Genomic DNA, 15000 nt, shown 5'->3' on the forward strand with positions numbered 1-15000 from the left:
TGGCCATGCATTGGCTGACACTCCGCTATCGGAGGCAAGCCAGCTCCCACAGTTTTAGAACTTCACAAGTACTTGCGAACTGCATTCGGCACAAAGAGGCCGGGTTAAAAACAATAACAACGAAAGGTACTTCTTATGCCTAGCGAACCCACTGGATCCTCCGTCGACTTCGAAAAAGTCGGCACCGACTACTTCCAACAACGCGAACTTAAAAAAGGCGCCGCCGGCTGGGTGCTGCTGGTCGGCCTCGGCGTTGCCTACGTCATCTCCGGCGACTACGCCGGCTGGAACTTCGGCCTGGCCCAGGGTGGCTGGGGCGGGATGTTCCTCGCCACCTTGCTGATGGCCACCATGTACCTGTGCATGTGTTTCTCCCTGGCCGAGCTGTCTTCGATGATCCCTACCGCCGGCGGTGGCTACGGCTTTGCCCGCAGTGCCTTTGGCCCTTGGGGCGGGTTCCTCACAGGCACCGCGATCCTGATCGAATACGCCATCGCCCCCGCCGCCATTGCGGTGTTTATCGGCGCGTATTGCGAGTCACTGTTCGGCATCGGCGGCTGGATGATTTACCTGGCGTTCTACATCATCTTTATCGGCATCCACATCTTTGGTGTCGGTGAAGCCCTGAAGCTGATGTTTGTGATTACTGCCGTCGCCGCGATTGCCCTGGGCGTGTTCCTGGTGGCGATGGTGCCGCACTTCAACGTCGCCAACCTGTTGGATATCCCGGTCACCGAAGCCAAAGGCGCCAGCACCTTCCTGCCATTCGGCTATGTGGGTGTGTGGGCGGCAATCCCCTATGCCATCTGGTTTTTCCTCGCGGTCGAGGGCGTGCCGCTGGCCGCCGAAGAAACCAAAAACCCGAAACGCGACCTGCCGCGCGGCCTGATCGGCGCCATCGTGGTGCTGACCAGCTTTGCCCTGCTGATCCTGGTGATCGCACCGGGCGGCGCCGGCACTTACGCGCTGATCAAATCCGGCAACCCGCTGGTTGAAGCGCTGGCCTTGGCCTACGGCGGTTCCACCTGGATGGGCAGCTTCGTCAACCTGGTTGGCCTGGCCGGCCTGATTGCGAGCTTTTTCTCGATCATCTACGCCTATTCGCGGCAGATCTTCGCGTTGTCTCGCGCCGGTTACCTGCCACGCAAACTGTCCCAGACCAATAAAAGCAAGGCGCCGGTGCTGGCGCTGGTCATCCCCGGCATTATCGGTTTTGGCCTGTCGCTGACCGGCCAGGGGGATTTGCTGATCCTGGTGGCGGTGTTTGGCGCGACGATTTCCTACGTGCTGATGATGGCCGCGCACATCACCCTGCGCATCCGTCGCCCCAAAATGGACCGTCCGTACCGCACGCCGGGTGGCATCTTCACGTCAGGCGTTGCGCTGGTACTGGCCTGCGTGGCCGTGGTGGCGGGCTTTCTGGTGGATCCACGGGTGGTGATTGGCGCCGCGATCATCTATGGAGTATTAATTGCTTACTTTGCTTTCTACAGCCGGCATCACTTGGTAGCAGGCACGCCCGAAGAGGAATTCGCGGCGATCCAGGCCGCAGAGGCCGCCTTGCACTAAATGCCGTAAACCTCGACGCGGGGACCTTGTTCACAGGGGCCCGCGTCATCAAGGAGACACTGTATGGCAAGCTTTTCCCACGCGGTAGGTGCACAAACCTACCGCTTCGACAGCCTCAAGGACGTGATGGCCAAGGCCAGCCCCGCACGCTCCGGGGACTTTCTCGCCGGCGTCGCCGCACAGAACGACGGCGAACGGGTGGCCGCGCAGATGGCGTTGGCGAATATCCCGCTGAAACACTTCCTGGAAGAAGTGCTGATTCCGTATGAAAGCGACGAAGTCACCCGACTGATCATCGACACCCACGATAAACAGGCGTTTGCGGCGGTCAGCCACCTGACCGTCGGCGGCCTGCGCGACTGGCTGCTCAGCGACGCCGCCGATGAACAATCCCTACGCGCATTGGCGCCAGGGCTGACACCGGAAATGGCGGCCGCTGTGTCCAAGATCATGCGCGTGCAGGACCTGGTGCTGGTGGCACAGAAGATCCGCGTGGTCACGCAGTTTCGCGGCACCATGGGCCTGCGCGGGCGGTTATCCACACGGCTGCAACCCAACCATCCGACGGACGAACCAGCAGGTATCGCGGCGAGCATCCTTGATGGCCTGCTCTACGGCAACGGCGACGCCATGATCGGCATCAACCCGGCCACCGACAGCATCGCCTCGATCTGCGCCATGCTGGAAATGCTCGACGCGATTATCCAGCGCTATGAGATCCCGACCCAGGCCTGCGTGCTGACCCACGTCACCACCTCCATCGAAGCGATCAACCGCGGCGTGCCGTTGGACCTGGTGTTCCAGTCGATTGCCGGCACCGAGGCGGCCAACGCCAGTTTCGGCATCAGCTTGAGTGTGCTGCAGGAAGGTTACGACGCGGGCTTGAGCCTCAATCGCGGCACGCTGGGCCAGAACCTGATGTATTTCGAAACCGGCCAGGGCAGTGCCTTGTCGGCTAACGCGCACTTTGGCGTCGACCAGCAAACCTGCGAAACCCGTGCCTACGCGGTGGCGCGGCACTTCAAGCCATTCCTTGTGAATACTGTGGTCGGTTTTATCGGCCCCGAGTACCTGTACAACGGCAAGCAAATCATTCGCGCCGGTCTGGAAGACCACTTCTGCGGCAAGCTGCTGGGCGTGCCGATGGGTTGCGACATCTGCTACACCAACCACGCCGAAGCCGACCAGGATGACATGGACACCCTGCTGACCCTGCTGGGTGTGGCCGGGATCAACTTCATCATGGGCATACCCGGTTCCGACGACATCATGCTCAACTACCAGACCACCTCGTTCCACGACGCCTTGTACGCCCGCCAGACCCTGGGTTTAAAACCGGCGCCGGAGTTTGAACAGTGGCTGGCGAAGATGGGCATCTTCACGCAAGCCGACGGCAAGGTACGCTTCGGCAACAGCCTGCCACCGGCGTTTCGCCAAGCCTTGGCGCAACTGGGATGAAGGAGCCGCCCGTGCAACTAGACCTGCCTGACAACCCATGGTTGGAACTGCGCCGCCTGACGCCAGCGCGCATTGCCCTGGGCCGAACCGGTACCAGCATCCCGACCAACGCGCAGCTTGATTTCCAATTTGCCCACGCCCAAGCACGGGACGCGGTGCATTTGCCCTTTGACCATGCGGGCCTGAGCAGCCAATTGGCCGAGCGCGGCCGTGACAGCCTGCTGCTTCACAGCGCCGCTGCCGACCGGCACAGCTACCTGCAACGCCCGGATTTGGGGCGGCGCCTCAGTGATGATTCGGCCCAGGCCCTGCGCGATCATGCCGCAGCCAATCCCGGCGGTGTGGATCTGGCGGTGGTAGTGGCCGATGGTTTATCGGCGCTGGCGGTGCATAAACATACCCTGCCGTTTCTGACACGCATGGAAGAACAAACCCAAGCTGAAGGCTGGTCTTTGTCGCCCGTGATATTGGTGGAACAAGGCCGCGTCGCGGTGGCGGACGAAATCGGGCAATTGCTCGGTGCCAGGATGGTGGTGATCCTGATCGGCGAACGGCCAGGCCTCAGCTCGCCGGACAGCCTGGGGCTGTATTTCACCTACAACCCCAAAGTGGGCCTTACCGACGCCTATCGCAATTGCATCTCCAACGTACGCCTGGAAGGGCTGAGTTACGGCATGGCGGCCCATCGCCTGCTGTATCTGATGCGAGAGGCGTGTCGTCGGCAGTTGTCGGGGGTCAATCTCAAGGACGAAGCGCAGGTTCAGACAATCGAATCCGACGATCCGGACCTGATGAAAGGTAACTTCCTGCTCAGTTCACCGGATGACTGATTGATGGGCGATTGCGCTTTTTCACGCCATTAGGCAGCATCGAGTCACGGCCGCTTGTGTGGTCATACCCAATCTGGAAGTTGAGGCCTGGCATGCGGATTACTCAAGCGACCCTGGAACACCTGGACCTGTTGACCCCGTTGTTCGTCAAATACCGCGAGTTTTATGGCGCCTTGCCCTTCCCGGACTCCTCGCGGGCCTTTCTGGAAAAACGCCTGCGCCGCAAGGAGTCGGTGATTTACCTGGCCCTGGCGGACGATGACGACAAGAAGCTGCTTGGATTTTGCCAGCTGTACCCCAGCTATTCGTCGCTGTCGCTGAAGCGGGTGTGGATTCTTAATGACATCTACGTGGCGGAAGACGCGCGCCGACAATTAGTGGCGGACAACCTGATGCGTACGGCGAAGAAGATGGCCAAGGAGACACATGCGGTGCGGCTGCGAGTCTCGACCAGCAGTGACAATGAAGTGGCGCAGAAGACCTATGAGTCGATCGGATTCCGTGAGGACACTGAATTCAAGAACTACACGTTGCCGATCAGCGAAGACTGAAACCTGAATACTTCAAACACTACAATTCCCCTGTGGGAGCGGGCTTGCTCGCGAAAGCGTTGGTTCAGTCAGACTATTTATAACTGACCCGCCGCTTTCGCGAGCAAGCCCGCTCCCACATTTGGATTTGTGGTGATCTGCGGACCGCGTGCCACGACATCCCCCGCTACAAAACCAACACGCTTTTCACCGCTCTATCCGTATAATGCGGACCTTTCAGGGTTGTAAGAAATGCGGCATACACTTGTAGCCTTATTACCCGAGCTTCCGCACAGGCCTGCAGAGCCGGGCCATTCACACAGGTGCCATCCATGGATTTCAACCCGCTCGACCTTATCCTGCATCTCGATGTTTACCTCGACCTGCTGGTAACCAATTACGGTCCGTGGATCTACGCCATTCTGTTTCTGGTCATTTTTTGCGAAACCGGCTTGGTGGTCATGCCGTTCCTGCCGGGTGATTCGTTGCTGTTTATCGCCGGCGCCGTGGCCGCAGGTGGTGGTATGGACCCGGTCTTGTTGGGCGGCCTGTTGATGCTGGCGGCGATCCTTGGCGACAGCACCAACTACGTAATCGGGCGAACGGTGGGCGAACGCTTGTTCAACAACCCCAACTCGAAAATCTTCCGTCGCGATTACCTGCAAAAAACCCACGACTTCTACGACAAGCACGGCGGCAAAACCGTGACCCTGGCGCGCTTCCTGCCAATCCTGCGCACCTTCGCGCCGTTCGTCGCCGGCATCGCGAAAATGCCCTACGCACGCTTCTTTGGTTTCAGCGTGCTGGGCACTATCCTCTGGGTGGGCGGCTTGGTCACCTTGGGCTACTTCTTTGGCAACGTGCCGTTCATCAAGAAAAACCTGTCGCTGCTGGTGGTGTTTATCATCCTGCTGTCGCTGGTGCCGATGATCATTGGTGTATTCCGCAGCCGTTTTGGCCGCTCCTCCTCCGAAGCCAAGTCGCAGTAAGCGCCGATGTGGTCCCTCAGCGCCTGGCGTCGCCAGCGCTTGCTGGCCAGGCACCCGATTGCCGATGACACCTGGCAGCGGGTACGCCAGCACCTGAGCTTCCTCGACGGCATCACTGCCGATCAGGACCAGTGGCTGCGTGAAGCCTGCGTGGTGTTCCTTGCCGAAAAACACCTCACCGCCCTGCCCGGCGTCGAACTGCATCAGGAACAACGCCTGCTGCTCGCCGCCCAGGCGCAACTGCCGCTGATGAACCTCGGCGACCTGGATTGGTACCAAGGCTTCCACGAAATCGTGCTGTACCCCGACGACTTCGTCAGCCCCCAGCGCCATCGCGACAGCAGCGGCATCGAACACGAATGGGACGGCGAACACAGCGGCGAAGCCTGGCAACAAGGCCCAGTGATCCTCGCCTGGCCCGGCGTACTCGCCAGCGGTAACTGGGAAGGCTACAACCTGGTCATCCACGAACTGGCGCACAAGCTCGACATGCTCAACGGCGACGCCAACGGCCTGCCACCGCTGCACAACGACATGCGCGTGCAGGAATGGGCCAGCGTGATGCAAAGCGCCTACGACGACCTCAATCGCCAACTGGACGCCAACCCGGACGCCGATACCGAGATTGACCCCTACGCCGCCGAAAACCCGGCGGAATTCTTTGCCGTCACCAGCGAATATTTTTTCAGCGCCCCGGATTTGCTGGTGAGCAGTTATCCACAGGTGTACGCGCAACTCAGCCGCTTTTATCGCCAGGATCCCTTGGCCCGCCTCACCGAACTGCAGGCCAGCGACCCACGTTATCAGCCACAAGGCGAATGACCGTACGACGTCTGGCGCATGGCATCGGCGTCAGAATGTGCCTATAATCGCCGCCACTTTTAGGCCAATCCGGCCAAGTTTCTTGGCCAATTAACGGGGGCAACGCCCAATGAGCTACAGCAAGATTCCGGCTGGCAAAGACCTGCCGAACGACATCTACGTCGCCATCGAGATTCCGGCCAACCACGCGCCGATCAAATACGAAATCGACAAAGACAGCGACTGCCTGTTCGTTGACCGTTTCATGGCCACCCCGATGTTCTACCCGGCCAACTACGGTTTCATCCCGAACACCCTGGCTGACGACGGTGACCCCCTCGACGTGCTGGTTGTAACCCCTTACCCGGTTACCCCAGGCTCGGTTATCCGCGCACGCCCAGTCGGCATCCTGAACATGACCGACGACGGCGGCGGCGACGCCAAAGTCATCGCAGTGCCACACGACAAGCTGTCCCAGCTGTACGTGGACGTGAAGGAATACACCGACCTGCCGCCCCTGTTGCTGGAGCAGATCAAACACTTCTTCGAGAACTACAAAGACCTCGAAAAAGGCAAATGGGTGAAGATCGACGGTTGGGGCGATGCAGAAGCCGCTCGCGCCGAAATCATGAAGTCGGTCGCGGCCTACAAAGGCTGATACCTGCTACTCATTGCCTAGGCAATTGAAAAAGCCCCGATCATTCGGGGCTTTTTTTGTGGGAAAAACTAAACGACAAGTTCAATTCTTTATAAGCAATGTTTAACTAGCGACCGAATCCGAAGTATTAAGCTACAACTAAGCAAAAGCCTACAAGCGCAACTCAACGCATGGTTTATTTGATCTGTAAATCCCGCCAGTAAACTCTGCGTTTATGAATACATCAGGTGATCGTTTAAAAGCGCTACTGCGGGAAGTTCATCTTTCCGCCTCCGACTTCGCCAAGAACCGTGGCGTCACGCCTCAACACGTGAACAACTGGTTCAAGCGCGGTGTACCCATGGGCCGACTCAACGAGATCGCAGAACTGTTGTGCATCTCTAGCCGCTGGCTGCGTACCGGCGAAGGCCCCAAACACCCACCGGCCAACTTCCTGCTGGAAGGCCCGGACACCCGAAAAGGACTGCCCTCTACCCGCGAAGGAAGCGGCAAATACCTCACAGGCCCCGCCTGTCCTCCAGAAAAAATCGACGTGGAGATCGACCTCCACCCCTCATTCGCCTCCACCGAACGCATCCGCGTCTCCCTGCACACCCTCCAAACCCTCACCGTAAACCCCGACCGCGCCCTGGGCGCCTACATGGTCGACAACAGCATGATCGACATCATCCAACAAGGCGCCACCCTCGCCATCGACCGAGGCCGCACGCAAATCATCGACGGCGAAATCTACGCCGTAGAACACGACGGCATGCTGCGCATCAAATACCTCTACAACCGACCTGGGGGTGGTTTGCGCATGCGTAGCCACAATGCCGGCGAGCATCCCGACGAATACCTCACACACGAACAACGCTTTGAACAGAACTTCCAGATTCTGGGATGGGTGTTCTGGTGGTCCACCCTGAACAACCGCCGGCCCCCGGTGCCGCTGGATGAACATCTTTTAGGCTGGGAAGGCTCTAAATCGGAGCCGGAGGTGGGCATTTGAAATGAATGTGGGTATCATGCGCCGCACATTTCGCAGGGGGTAGCTTTGCGCTATCCACCTGCTCGGCGATGCGGAGGAGTTCCCGCGGATGCCCTACTATTCAGCCTGACGCAATGTGGGCTGAGCGATTTGAAGGCTGGTGAGGCTTGTCAAAAACAAGCTGAGGCAGTCCCCGAGAAGCCGGCCACAAGCCGGCTTTTTAATGCCTGTAAAATTACAAACCAATTATCCAACAGCTGTTGGACAATTGGATAAGCGAAGGCGGGCCGCCTGGCGCCCAGACCGACTATCAAGCCGCATCATTTGGGCTGCATACACTCCACCGCCCGATCCGCCACCATCTTCGCCATCTCCACCAGATGCATCACCGCTCTATGCGGCGCACCCAACGGTTCACCGAGCGCTTGCGACGTGGCCACCGCGCACTGCAGTAACTCAGCCACACGCACCCAGGCGTCCTCAAAGCTAAGTTCTTCATTAACGGTAAACGGATTAGGCCCACACGAAGAAGGCATATCTGAAACAACGTTTTCCATGGCACAACTCCAATCAAAAAGTGTGTACCAATCGAACACAGGCGACTAAACCCGATCACTGAATGTGCAGTGACGGGTTGCAGCCTAGTCACGGAATTTCGCTGGCGCAAACCGCTGGAACTCTCTCGGAAACGTCCTGCAAATGAAAGAGATCAACCCTGCTGGCCCTTTAAGCTCGGGCCTCAATCCAATATCAAATGCGGCAAAAACCGGCTCGAATCCTTGGTAATCAAACTATTGTCCTCCCGCACTCCAATTCCCGCTGCCTGATCACCAATCACCCAAGACCCAATCAACGTATAGCTGTCCCCAAACTTCGGCAGCGGCGCAAATTCCTGAAGAATAAACGGCGCATCCGTATAGGGCCCGTCCTCTTTCACAATCACCCCATCAGCCGTTTGCAGCTCGATATTGGCCCCCTCCCGCGAGAAGAACGGCTTGCGCACCCAGCCCTTTGGCACGGCTTTCCCCGGGTCGGTATCCAGGTGGGACGCGAGCAAATTCGGGTGGCCTTTGTTGAATTCCCACAACAGCGGCAGGATGCCTTTATTGGAGATTATGGATTTCCACGCAGGCTCGAAAAACTGCGTATCACTTTGGGCAATCGCCGAGCCGAAGGGCTCGTGGAAGATGAACTCCCAGGCGTGCAGTTTGAACAGGTGGGGGATCCAGCGGTCCTCGAGGTCGACGAAGCGGCCTTCGGCGGTCAGGCCGATGTCTTCGATGTCGATGTGGCGTGATTCGATACCGACTTTTTCCGCGACGAGGCGCAGGTAGTCGGTGGTGCCTTTGTCTTCGATCGATTCTTTCATCGAGGCGAAGTAGAACGGTTGGTTGATCTGCAATTGGGCGAAGGCCTGGTGCAGTTTGGTGTCGATGCTGTTGAACTGGTCGGCGTGCTTGGGCAGCAGGCCGCGTTCGATGCATTGTTCCAGCCAGCCCCACTGGAACGCGGCCGCTTCGTACAGGCTGGTGGGGGTGTCGTAGTTGAGTTCGAGCAGCTTGGCGGGCCCGGTGCCGTTGTAGGAAAAGTCCATGCGCCCGTACAGGTGCGGGTGACCTTCGAGCCATGAGGTTCGAATCATGTCGTAGAACGGCGCGGGGATGCTCAGGCGGTCCAGCAGTTCCTCGCTGTGGACCACGCGGGCCACGAGGTCCATGCACATGTCATGGATCTCGGTGGTCGGGTCTTCGAGATCTTGCTCGATTTGCTTGAGCGTGAACTGGTAGTACGCGCTCTCGTCCCAGTAGTGTTCGTCGTCGATGGTGTGGAACAGGAAGCCGAGGCTGTCGGCAGTCTGTTTCCAGTCATGACGCTCTGCGCAATGGATCTTCTTCATGGCCCGGTTTCCTTAACTGCTCGACCCGCCGCCGCCCCAGCCGCTGCGTGCGCTGGCCTTGCTGCCGAAGCCGCCACGGGAGGTGGCCGACGATACGGCGCTGGACGCGCTGGAGGAGCGCAGCGTGTTCGAGTAATTGCTGCTGCCGTACCGCGCCTGGTTCGAGCGGTCGAATGTCGCCCCGCTGGAGGCCCGCTGACTCAGCGTCGAGGAGCCATAGCTGCCGCGATCGTCGCGGTAGCGATACACCGGCTCGGAGCGGTAGCTGTTGCGGTTGTTGCTCAGCATGTTGCCGATCAACAGCCCCGTCAGCAGGCTGCTGGTGGAGAAGCCTGAGCCGCTTGCTTGCGATTCGCCCGTTTGCGCCTTGGCCGCGTCGACCTGGGATTGCGTGACCTGGCCTTCGGCGGTCAGTTCGAAACCGCCCAGCTTGGGGATGAACTGGCCATTGGAGTCCAACTGGCACCAGCCGGCGACAAAGTCGGCATCGCAATCGGCCTGGCTGGCGTATACCGGGGCGATGCGGCGATGCTCGGCCATGGCCGTCATGTAGGCGTCCGAGCAGACGTCCACCGGAAGCTTTTCATCGGCGCACTGCTGAACAGACTGGAAGTTGTACTTCTTCTGCAACTCGTAGGTTTTTTCCGTCGGCCCGCAGCCGGATATCGCCATGGCGACCGACGCTGCCAGCGAAAGCTGGACGTACTTGCTTCGTTTCATCGGGAGCTCCGTGCGCAATCAGTTCTGGGAAGGCGTCATGCAGGCGGCGTTCAACATGCCGACGCTGATGGCCACGGCTGCCACGTAGATACCGGCCGCGAGTTCGCCTTTCTTGATGCGTTCGGAAGTGCCTTTGAGCACCAGGCTGGTCACCAGAAACGCCAACAGTTGGACGAGGGCGGCGATCACGGCCCAGACGACGAAGTCGAGGAGGCTGATCGAGAAAGCAATCACATTGCTGGCCGGAATCGCGAAACCAATGATGGCGCCGCCCAGCGCCACCGCAGCCGACACGTTGCCCGCACGGATCAATTCGAATTCCTTGTGCGGTGTGACGCGGGTGTAGATGAACTGGAACAGCGCGAACAGCACGGCAGCGCCCAGGATATAGGTGACAAACCCGAACACGGCGGGTTTATTCAGCGAGATGGAGAGAGCTTCTAGCATGGACTTCTTCCTTTTTCAGAGCGTATTCAGGTCGGTTGTGTACAGCGAAATGCCCAGCGAGGTGCTCAGGCTGACGGTGCCTTCAGCGTCTTCCTCGACGGAAAACAGCAGGAACTCCCGGCGGTCGGTCAGGCCGGTGTCACGGGCGTACAGCATCGAACGGTGCTCGACGGTGTAGGCACTCTCCGGATTGATCACCTGTTCGCTCATTGCCACTAATTCTGTCTGGCCCTCCTCACTGCCCCACACGCGGCTGTATTCAACGCCGTTGTGCGTGTAGGTCGGCAGCCCGATCAGGCTCTGTGGACCGGCGAGACGACGCAGTTCCGCCTCACTGCTGAGGGTGACGTAACTCAGGTAGTTGAACAGGATCACCGACTCGACCTGCCCGGCGATGTCACCCGTGGTGTGCACCTGCAGCCAGTAATCTTCGTCGTTCATGTAATAGCGCGACAGCCAGGTCGACTGCCCGAGGTCCACGGTGCCGTTGCTCCAGATTTCCTGGGAGCCGGGGATAACCACGCTGGTTTTATCATCAAGCAACAATCGCAGGCTTGCGTCGAAGATCACGCCTTTGCCCGGCGCCAGGCCCAACGGGCCAGTGGTCGGCAGGGCTACGCTGGCTGTGCGGTTCGAATCGGTATTCGCGTTCGGGGCCTCAAGCCCCATCAACTGTTTAAGCCATCCCATTGGAGATTTCCTTGAGGCGTGTAGAGGCGATGTAAAAGAGTTCACCGCCTTCAACGCGCGTGGCGCTTGGCGGGTTGATCGACGGTTGCTGAGCACCCTTGGCGCGGTAGCCGATGAGCGTGGCGTTGTGGCGTTCCTTCATCTGCGTGTACAGATCACCGAACGTTGCTTCAAAGGCCTCGGGCAATTTCATCAGGTATTGGGTGGCGCCTTGGCCCACGCACAACAGCTCATTAATGACCACTGACGAGCCCGGGTCCTGGGAGGCGCGCACCAACATCTCGATCGCCATGCTGGAGGTGCACTCCAGGCTGGGGGCGTAGGAGCTGGCGAGTGCGGCAATTTCACTTTCGTTGAAGTGCGCGACCACATGCCCAACAGGTTTCAGTTGATTCACCGCCAGCACGGTGGCCAGCGTCAAGTCGTCAGACGGGGTTCGCACCAGCACACGCTCGGCACCGGGAACACCTGCACGCAACAGTAACGCGGTGGAGGACAGGCTTTCGCCGCGGATGAATGCCGCTTTGCCGGGCATCGGGTTTTCTTCGAGGGTGCAATCGCAGATGACGATCAGGTTGTCGTTTGAGGTTTCGTCTTGCAGCAACAACTCAATGACCCGCTCGCTGGACGTACCTTCCCAGCCAATGAGCACCGTATGGCCGACTTTTCCGGTGAAATCGCCTTTGCCCTTCATGCCTTTTCTCCATGCATCGATGACACTGCTGGTGGTTTTGCCGATGGCTGCCGTCAACAGCGCAATGCCCCCGAGCATGACCCAGGTGGCCACGAAAATTCGCCCCGCCGAGGTCTGTGGCGCGAGGTCGCCATAGCCGACGGTGAGTGTGGTGGTGAGGTAGAAGTAGATAAACGTGGCGGGAGCAGTAAGGTGCTGTTCGCCCAGAAACACCAGGCCCAGATAGGCCGTGCTCAGGTGGACACCCAGGGCAATGACCAGACCTGCCCAGCCGAAGCGGTGAAAGAGGGAGGACGCGTACAGGCGCAACAATAGAAATATCGACATGTCGTCCCTGATTCCCTGGGTACTTGATTCCGGATGAGGTCAGCGCCTCGGCGTCTGGAGGCTCAAGTGCGTTCACCGCGCATTAAACCTGCTGCGCGGCGCAGAGAGAAGTACCTTGGCAGCAATAAATCCAGCGAACGCACCAAACAGGTGACCTTCGAAGGACACCCCCTGACGCGGCAGGAAGCCAAAAATCAGCCCGCCATAGAGCAGAGCGACAACACCGGCGGTTATCAGGTTGCTCCAGCTCCGATGAAACCAGGCACGAGACAACAGGTAGGCCCACAGCCCGAATACCCAGCCGCTGGCCCCCACGTGCACGCCTGCAAAACCGAACAGCCAGACCAACAAGCCGCCCAGCAGGATAATGATTGCGCTGACGCTGATGAACCGATTGAACCCTTCGATGATGACCAGGGTGCCCAGTATCAAAAAGGCGATCAGGTTCGCACTCAGGTGAGCAAAGGACGCGTGCAAAAAGGGTGAGGTGAGAATGCCCGGCAGCCCGTACAGCGTTCTTGGCACAAGGCCGAATGCAATCAGGCTGTAACCGGTGACTGCATTGAGCAATTGCAGCGCGACCATCAAGAGGGCGAGGCCTGCGATTGTCTTGAACCCCTTCAGGGCATCCATCCTGACCTCGACGTTAAATGCCGGCCCGCTAATGAACCGTGGCGAGGGAGCTTGCTCCCGCTGGGCTGCGTAGCGGCCCTGAAAATGGGACTGCTGCGCAGCCCAACGGGAGCAAGCTCCCTCGCCACAGGTACAGTGTTCGCCCTTCGCTTACTCGGCCGACTTTTGCTTCAGACGTTCCAGAATCGCATTGGCGCTGCCTTCGTTCGGCGTGATGCCGGCGTCGCGCAATTTGCGCTCCAGGTCGGTACCCGTCGAGGCGTCAGCCAGTTCGTCCTGGGCTTGCAGCTCAGCGGCGCGTTGCTGCTGTTTGGCTTGCAAGCGATTCAGCGTACCGACGGCGGTTTCCAGCTTGCCGTTGGCACCGCCACTGGCGATGGACGCGCTGACCTGGGCCTTCTGTACGCTGTCGCGCGCCTTGGCCATGTCCACTTGCTGACGCAGGCTTTTAATCCGGCTTTCAGCCTTGGTGATGTCCTTGCGCATGCTTTCAGCGTACCCACCGAACTCGGCGGCCTGCTTTTGCTCGACATCCAGTTCGTTGGTCAGGGTCGAAATGGCCTCTGCCACTTCCAGCGCCAGGTCTTCACGGTTGGCCTGGATAGCGGCCATCGCCTTGGACTCCAGGTCCTTGATCTTGGCGTTGTACTCGCCGACGCGATCATTCGCCAGTTTGTGCTTGGCCATGATGCTGACCAGCTCACGCTTGGCGTTGGCCAGCGCGCTGTCGGCATCGCGAATTTCCTGGTCGAGGATGCGCAGGGCTTGTTGGTCGACGATGGATTCGCCGACTTCGTTGGCACCGCCACGCAGCGCGGTGAACAATTTGCTCCAGATGGACTGAGTCATTGGATATTCCCTACTGATTAGTTGAAGAAGCGTTCAAAGGCTTCGCTGGCGCGCTGCACGTTATCGACGAGGGTTTTTACCTCGGTCACGATGTTCGTCAGGCTGGAGTCGGAGCTCAACGCGCCGAACATGTTGTAAACAACTTGCCCGTTCGGCATGGACTCGATGCCGATCGAAGACAGCGGGAACATTTCCCGGCTGCGCAACACGGCGTCATTGAAGGCAGGTACATCGTTGATGGACTCGACGTCGACCAGAACGGTGTCGACGATGATCTGCTCGCCGACCACCGCGATGTAAATCGGCAGGCCACCGAAGTCGTTCATTTCCAGCTTGATGCTGGACTCGGAGCCTTGAACCAGAGAAAGCGTAATGTCGTTGGAGACCACGTCGTCCAGGGCCTGAAGCGCACTGAAGAGGCGATCGATGTTCCAGTTGGTACCTGCGCTCATGTAATTCTCCGACATGAATGAGCCAGCCAGAATCGGCTGGCGAAGCTGTTTCTCCATCTGCTTGAGCAGGCTTCGGTTTTCGGGAAGCACCCAAGTCTCGTGTTTCACATAACCGGCGGCCGCCAGACCCGCGCGCATCTGCTTCATATAAAAGCTCGATGGCTTCTTTGCGGGCGATTTCAAGCGCTCTCCCTTGCGGCTTGCTGAATCTGTATCGGGCCCTGCTGGCGGGCTCGATGGAGAGCTGCTTTTCATGGTACTGACCTCGTTGTGAAAAACTCACGCGTGAGAAACACTACAGGCAATTTCGATCGTGCTCAATAGCTCACGCGTGAGATTTTTTCGGTGCGTTTTTCGGCCATCAAAAATAGCTGGGCAAGCGATAGGCGCTCCCTGGGAAACGCCCTGCAAGCAAAAAGGATCAGTCCTGCTGGCCTTTGAAAATCACACCCCACTCACTCCCGTGTTCCCCCCACCCACCTGTGT

General features: G+C 59.0%; 17 protein-coding genes. 8 read left to right on the forward strand and 9 right to left on the reverse strand.

Annotated elements, in window-relative coordinates; all coding sequences use genetic code 11:
- The first annotated feature begins 135 nt into the window (after nucleotides 1–135).
- The 8 genes from eat to AB4O35_RS02435 all read left to right on the forward strand — a co-directional run bounded on the left by eat (nucleotide 136) and on the right by AB4O35_RS02435 (nucleotide 7826).
- A complete protein-coding gene (eat, locus tag AB4O35_RS02400) occupies nucleotides 136–1569 on the forward strand; it encodes an ethanolamine permease (protein ID WP_049711357.1) in 1434 nt (477 codons plus the stop codon).
- Nucleotides 1570–1632: 63 nt separating this feature from the next.
- A complete protein-coding gene (locus tag AB4O35_RS02405) occupies nucleotides 1633–3027 on the forward strand; it encodes an ethanolamine ammonia-lyase subunit EutB (protein ID WP_065891178.1) in 1395 nt (464 codons plus the stop codon).
- Nucleotides 3024–3857: an ethanolamine ammonia-lyase subunit EutC gene (gene eutC, locus AB4O35_RS02410; RefSeq protein ID WP_065945956.1), complete on the forward strand. Its 834-nt coding sequence runs from the start codon at nucleotides 3024–3026 to the stop codon at nucleotides 3855–3857. The genes AB4O35_RS02405 and eutC overlap by 4 nt, the downstream gene beginning before the upstream one ends.
- Before the next feature lie 92 nt (nucleotides 3858–3949).
- Nucleotides 3950–4408: a GNAT family N-acetyltransferase gene (locus tag AB4O35_RS02415; protein WP_049711354.1), complete on the forward strand. Its 459-nt coding sequence runs from the start codon at nucleotides 3950–3952 to the stop codon at nucleotides 4406–4408.
- A gap of 311 nt (nucleotides 4409–4719) precedes the next feature.
- A complete protein-coding gene (locus tag AB4O35_RS02420) occupies nucleotides 4720–5376 on the forward strand; it encodes a DedA family protein (protein ID WP_049711353.1) in 657 nt (218 codons plus the stop codon).
- A 6-nt stretch (nucleotides 5377–5382) separates the two neighbouring features.
- Entirely contained in the window at nucleotides 5383–6198 is an 816-nt protein-coding gene (locus AB4O35_RS02425; protein ID WP_065880421.1) for a M90 family metallopeptidase, read from the forward strand.
- Nucleotides 6199–6307: 109 nt separating this feature from the next.
- A complete protein-coding gene (ppa, locus tag AB4O35_RS02430; protein WP_049711351.1) occupies nucleotides 6308–6835 on the forward strand; it encodes an inorganic diphosphatase in 528 nt (175 codons plus the stop codon).
- A gap of 214 nt (nucleotides 6836–7049) precedes the next feature.
- Nucleotides 7050–7826: a LexA family transcriptional regulator gene (locus tag AB4O35_RS02435; protein ID WP_065873697.1), complete on the forward strand. Its 777-nt coding sequence runs from the start codon at nucleotides 7050–7052 to the stop codon at nucleotides 7824–7826.
- Between the two features lie 299 nt (nucleotides 7827–8125).
- Here AB4O35_RS02435 and AB4O35_RS02440 read toward each other — a convergent pair whose 3' ends face one another.
- The 9 genes from AB4O35_RS02440 to AB4O35_RS02480 all read right to left on the reverse strand — a co-directional run bounded on the left by AB4O35_RS02440 (nucleotide 8126) and on the right by AB4O35_RS02480 (nucleotide 14769).
- Nucleotides 8126–8362, reverse strand: a complete 237-nt coding sequence (locus AB4O35_RS02440; protein ID WP_065873698.1) for a DUF6124 family protein — start codon at nucleotides 8360–8362, stop codon at nucleotides 8126–8128.
- A 182-nt stretch (nucleotides 8363–8544) separates the two neighbouring features.
- Entirely contained in the window at nucleotides 8545–9702 is a 1158-nt protein-coding gene (locus AB4O35_RS02445) for a glutathionylspermidine synthase family protein (RefSeq protein WP_065945955.1), read from the reverse strand.
- Nucleotides 9703–9714: 12 nt separating this feature from the next.
- Nucleotides 9715–10422, reverse strand: a complete 708-nt coding sequence (locus AB4O35_RS02450; protein WP_049711347.1) for a DUF1190 domain-containing protein — start codon at nucleotides 10420–10422, stop codon at nucleotides 9715–9717.
- Nucleotides 10423–10440: 18 nt separating this feature from the next.
- A complete protein-coding gene (locus tag AB4O35_RS02455; RefSeq protein ID WP_065873700.1) occupies nucleotides 10441–10869 on the reverse strand; it encodes a DUF350 domain-containing protein in 429 nt (142 codons plus the stop codon).
- 15 nt (nucleotides 10870–10884) lie between these two features.
- Nucleotides 10885–11559 carry a DUF2491 family protein gene (locus tag AB4O35_RS02460; RefSeq protein ID WP_065908969.1) on the reverse strand — a complete coding sequence of 225 codons (675 nt, stop codon included), beginning with the start codon at nucleotides 11557–11559 and terminating at the stop codon, nucleotides 10885–10887.
- Complete coding sequence (locus tag AB4O35_RS02465; protein ID WP_065881135.1) at nucleotides 11546–12580, reverse strand: ion channel; 1035 nt, start codon at nucleotides 12578–12580, stop codon at nucleotides 11546–11548. The genes AB4O35_RS02460 and AB4O35_RS02465 overlap by 14 nt, the downstream gene beginning before the upstream one ends.
- 72 nt (nucleotides 12581–12652) lie before the next feature.
- Complete coding sequence (locus tag AB4O35_RS02470) at nucleotides 12653–13213, reverse strand: rhomboid family intramembrane serine protease (protein ID WP_065881134.1); 561 nt, start codon at nucleotides 13211–13213, stop codon at nucleotides 12653–12655.
- 150 nt (nucleotides 13214–13363) lie between these two features.
- Complete coding sequence (locus AB4O35_RS02475; protein WP_065881133.1) at nucleotides 13364–14062, reverse strand: PspA/IM30 family protein; 699 nt, start codon at nucleotides 14060–14062, stop codon at nucleotides 13364–13366.
- 17 nt (nucleotides 14063–14079) lie between these two features.
- Complete coding sequence (locus AB4O35_RS02480) at nucleotides 14080–14769, reverse strand: YjfI family protein (RefSeq protein ID WP_082224410.1); 690 nt, start codon at nucleotides 14767–14769, stop codon at nucleotides 14080–14082.
- Nucleotides 14770–15000 lie beyond the last annotated feature (231 nt).

The sequence above is a fragment of the Pseudomonas sp. H1_A03 genome (assembly GCF_054685145.1).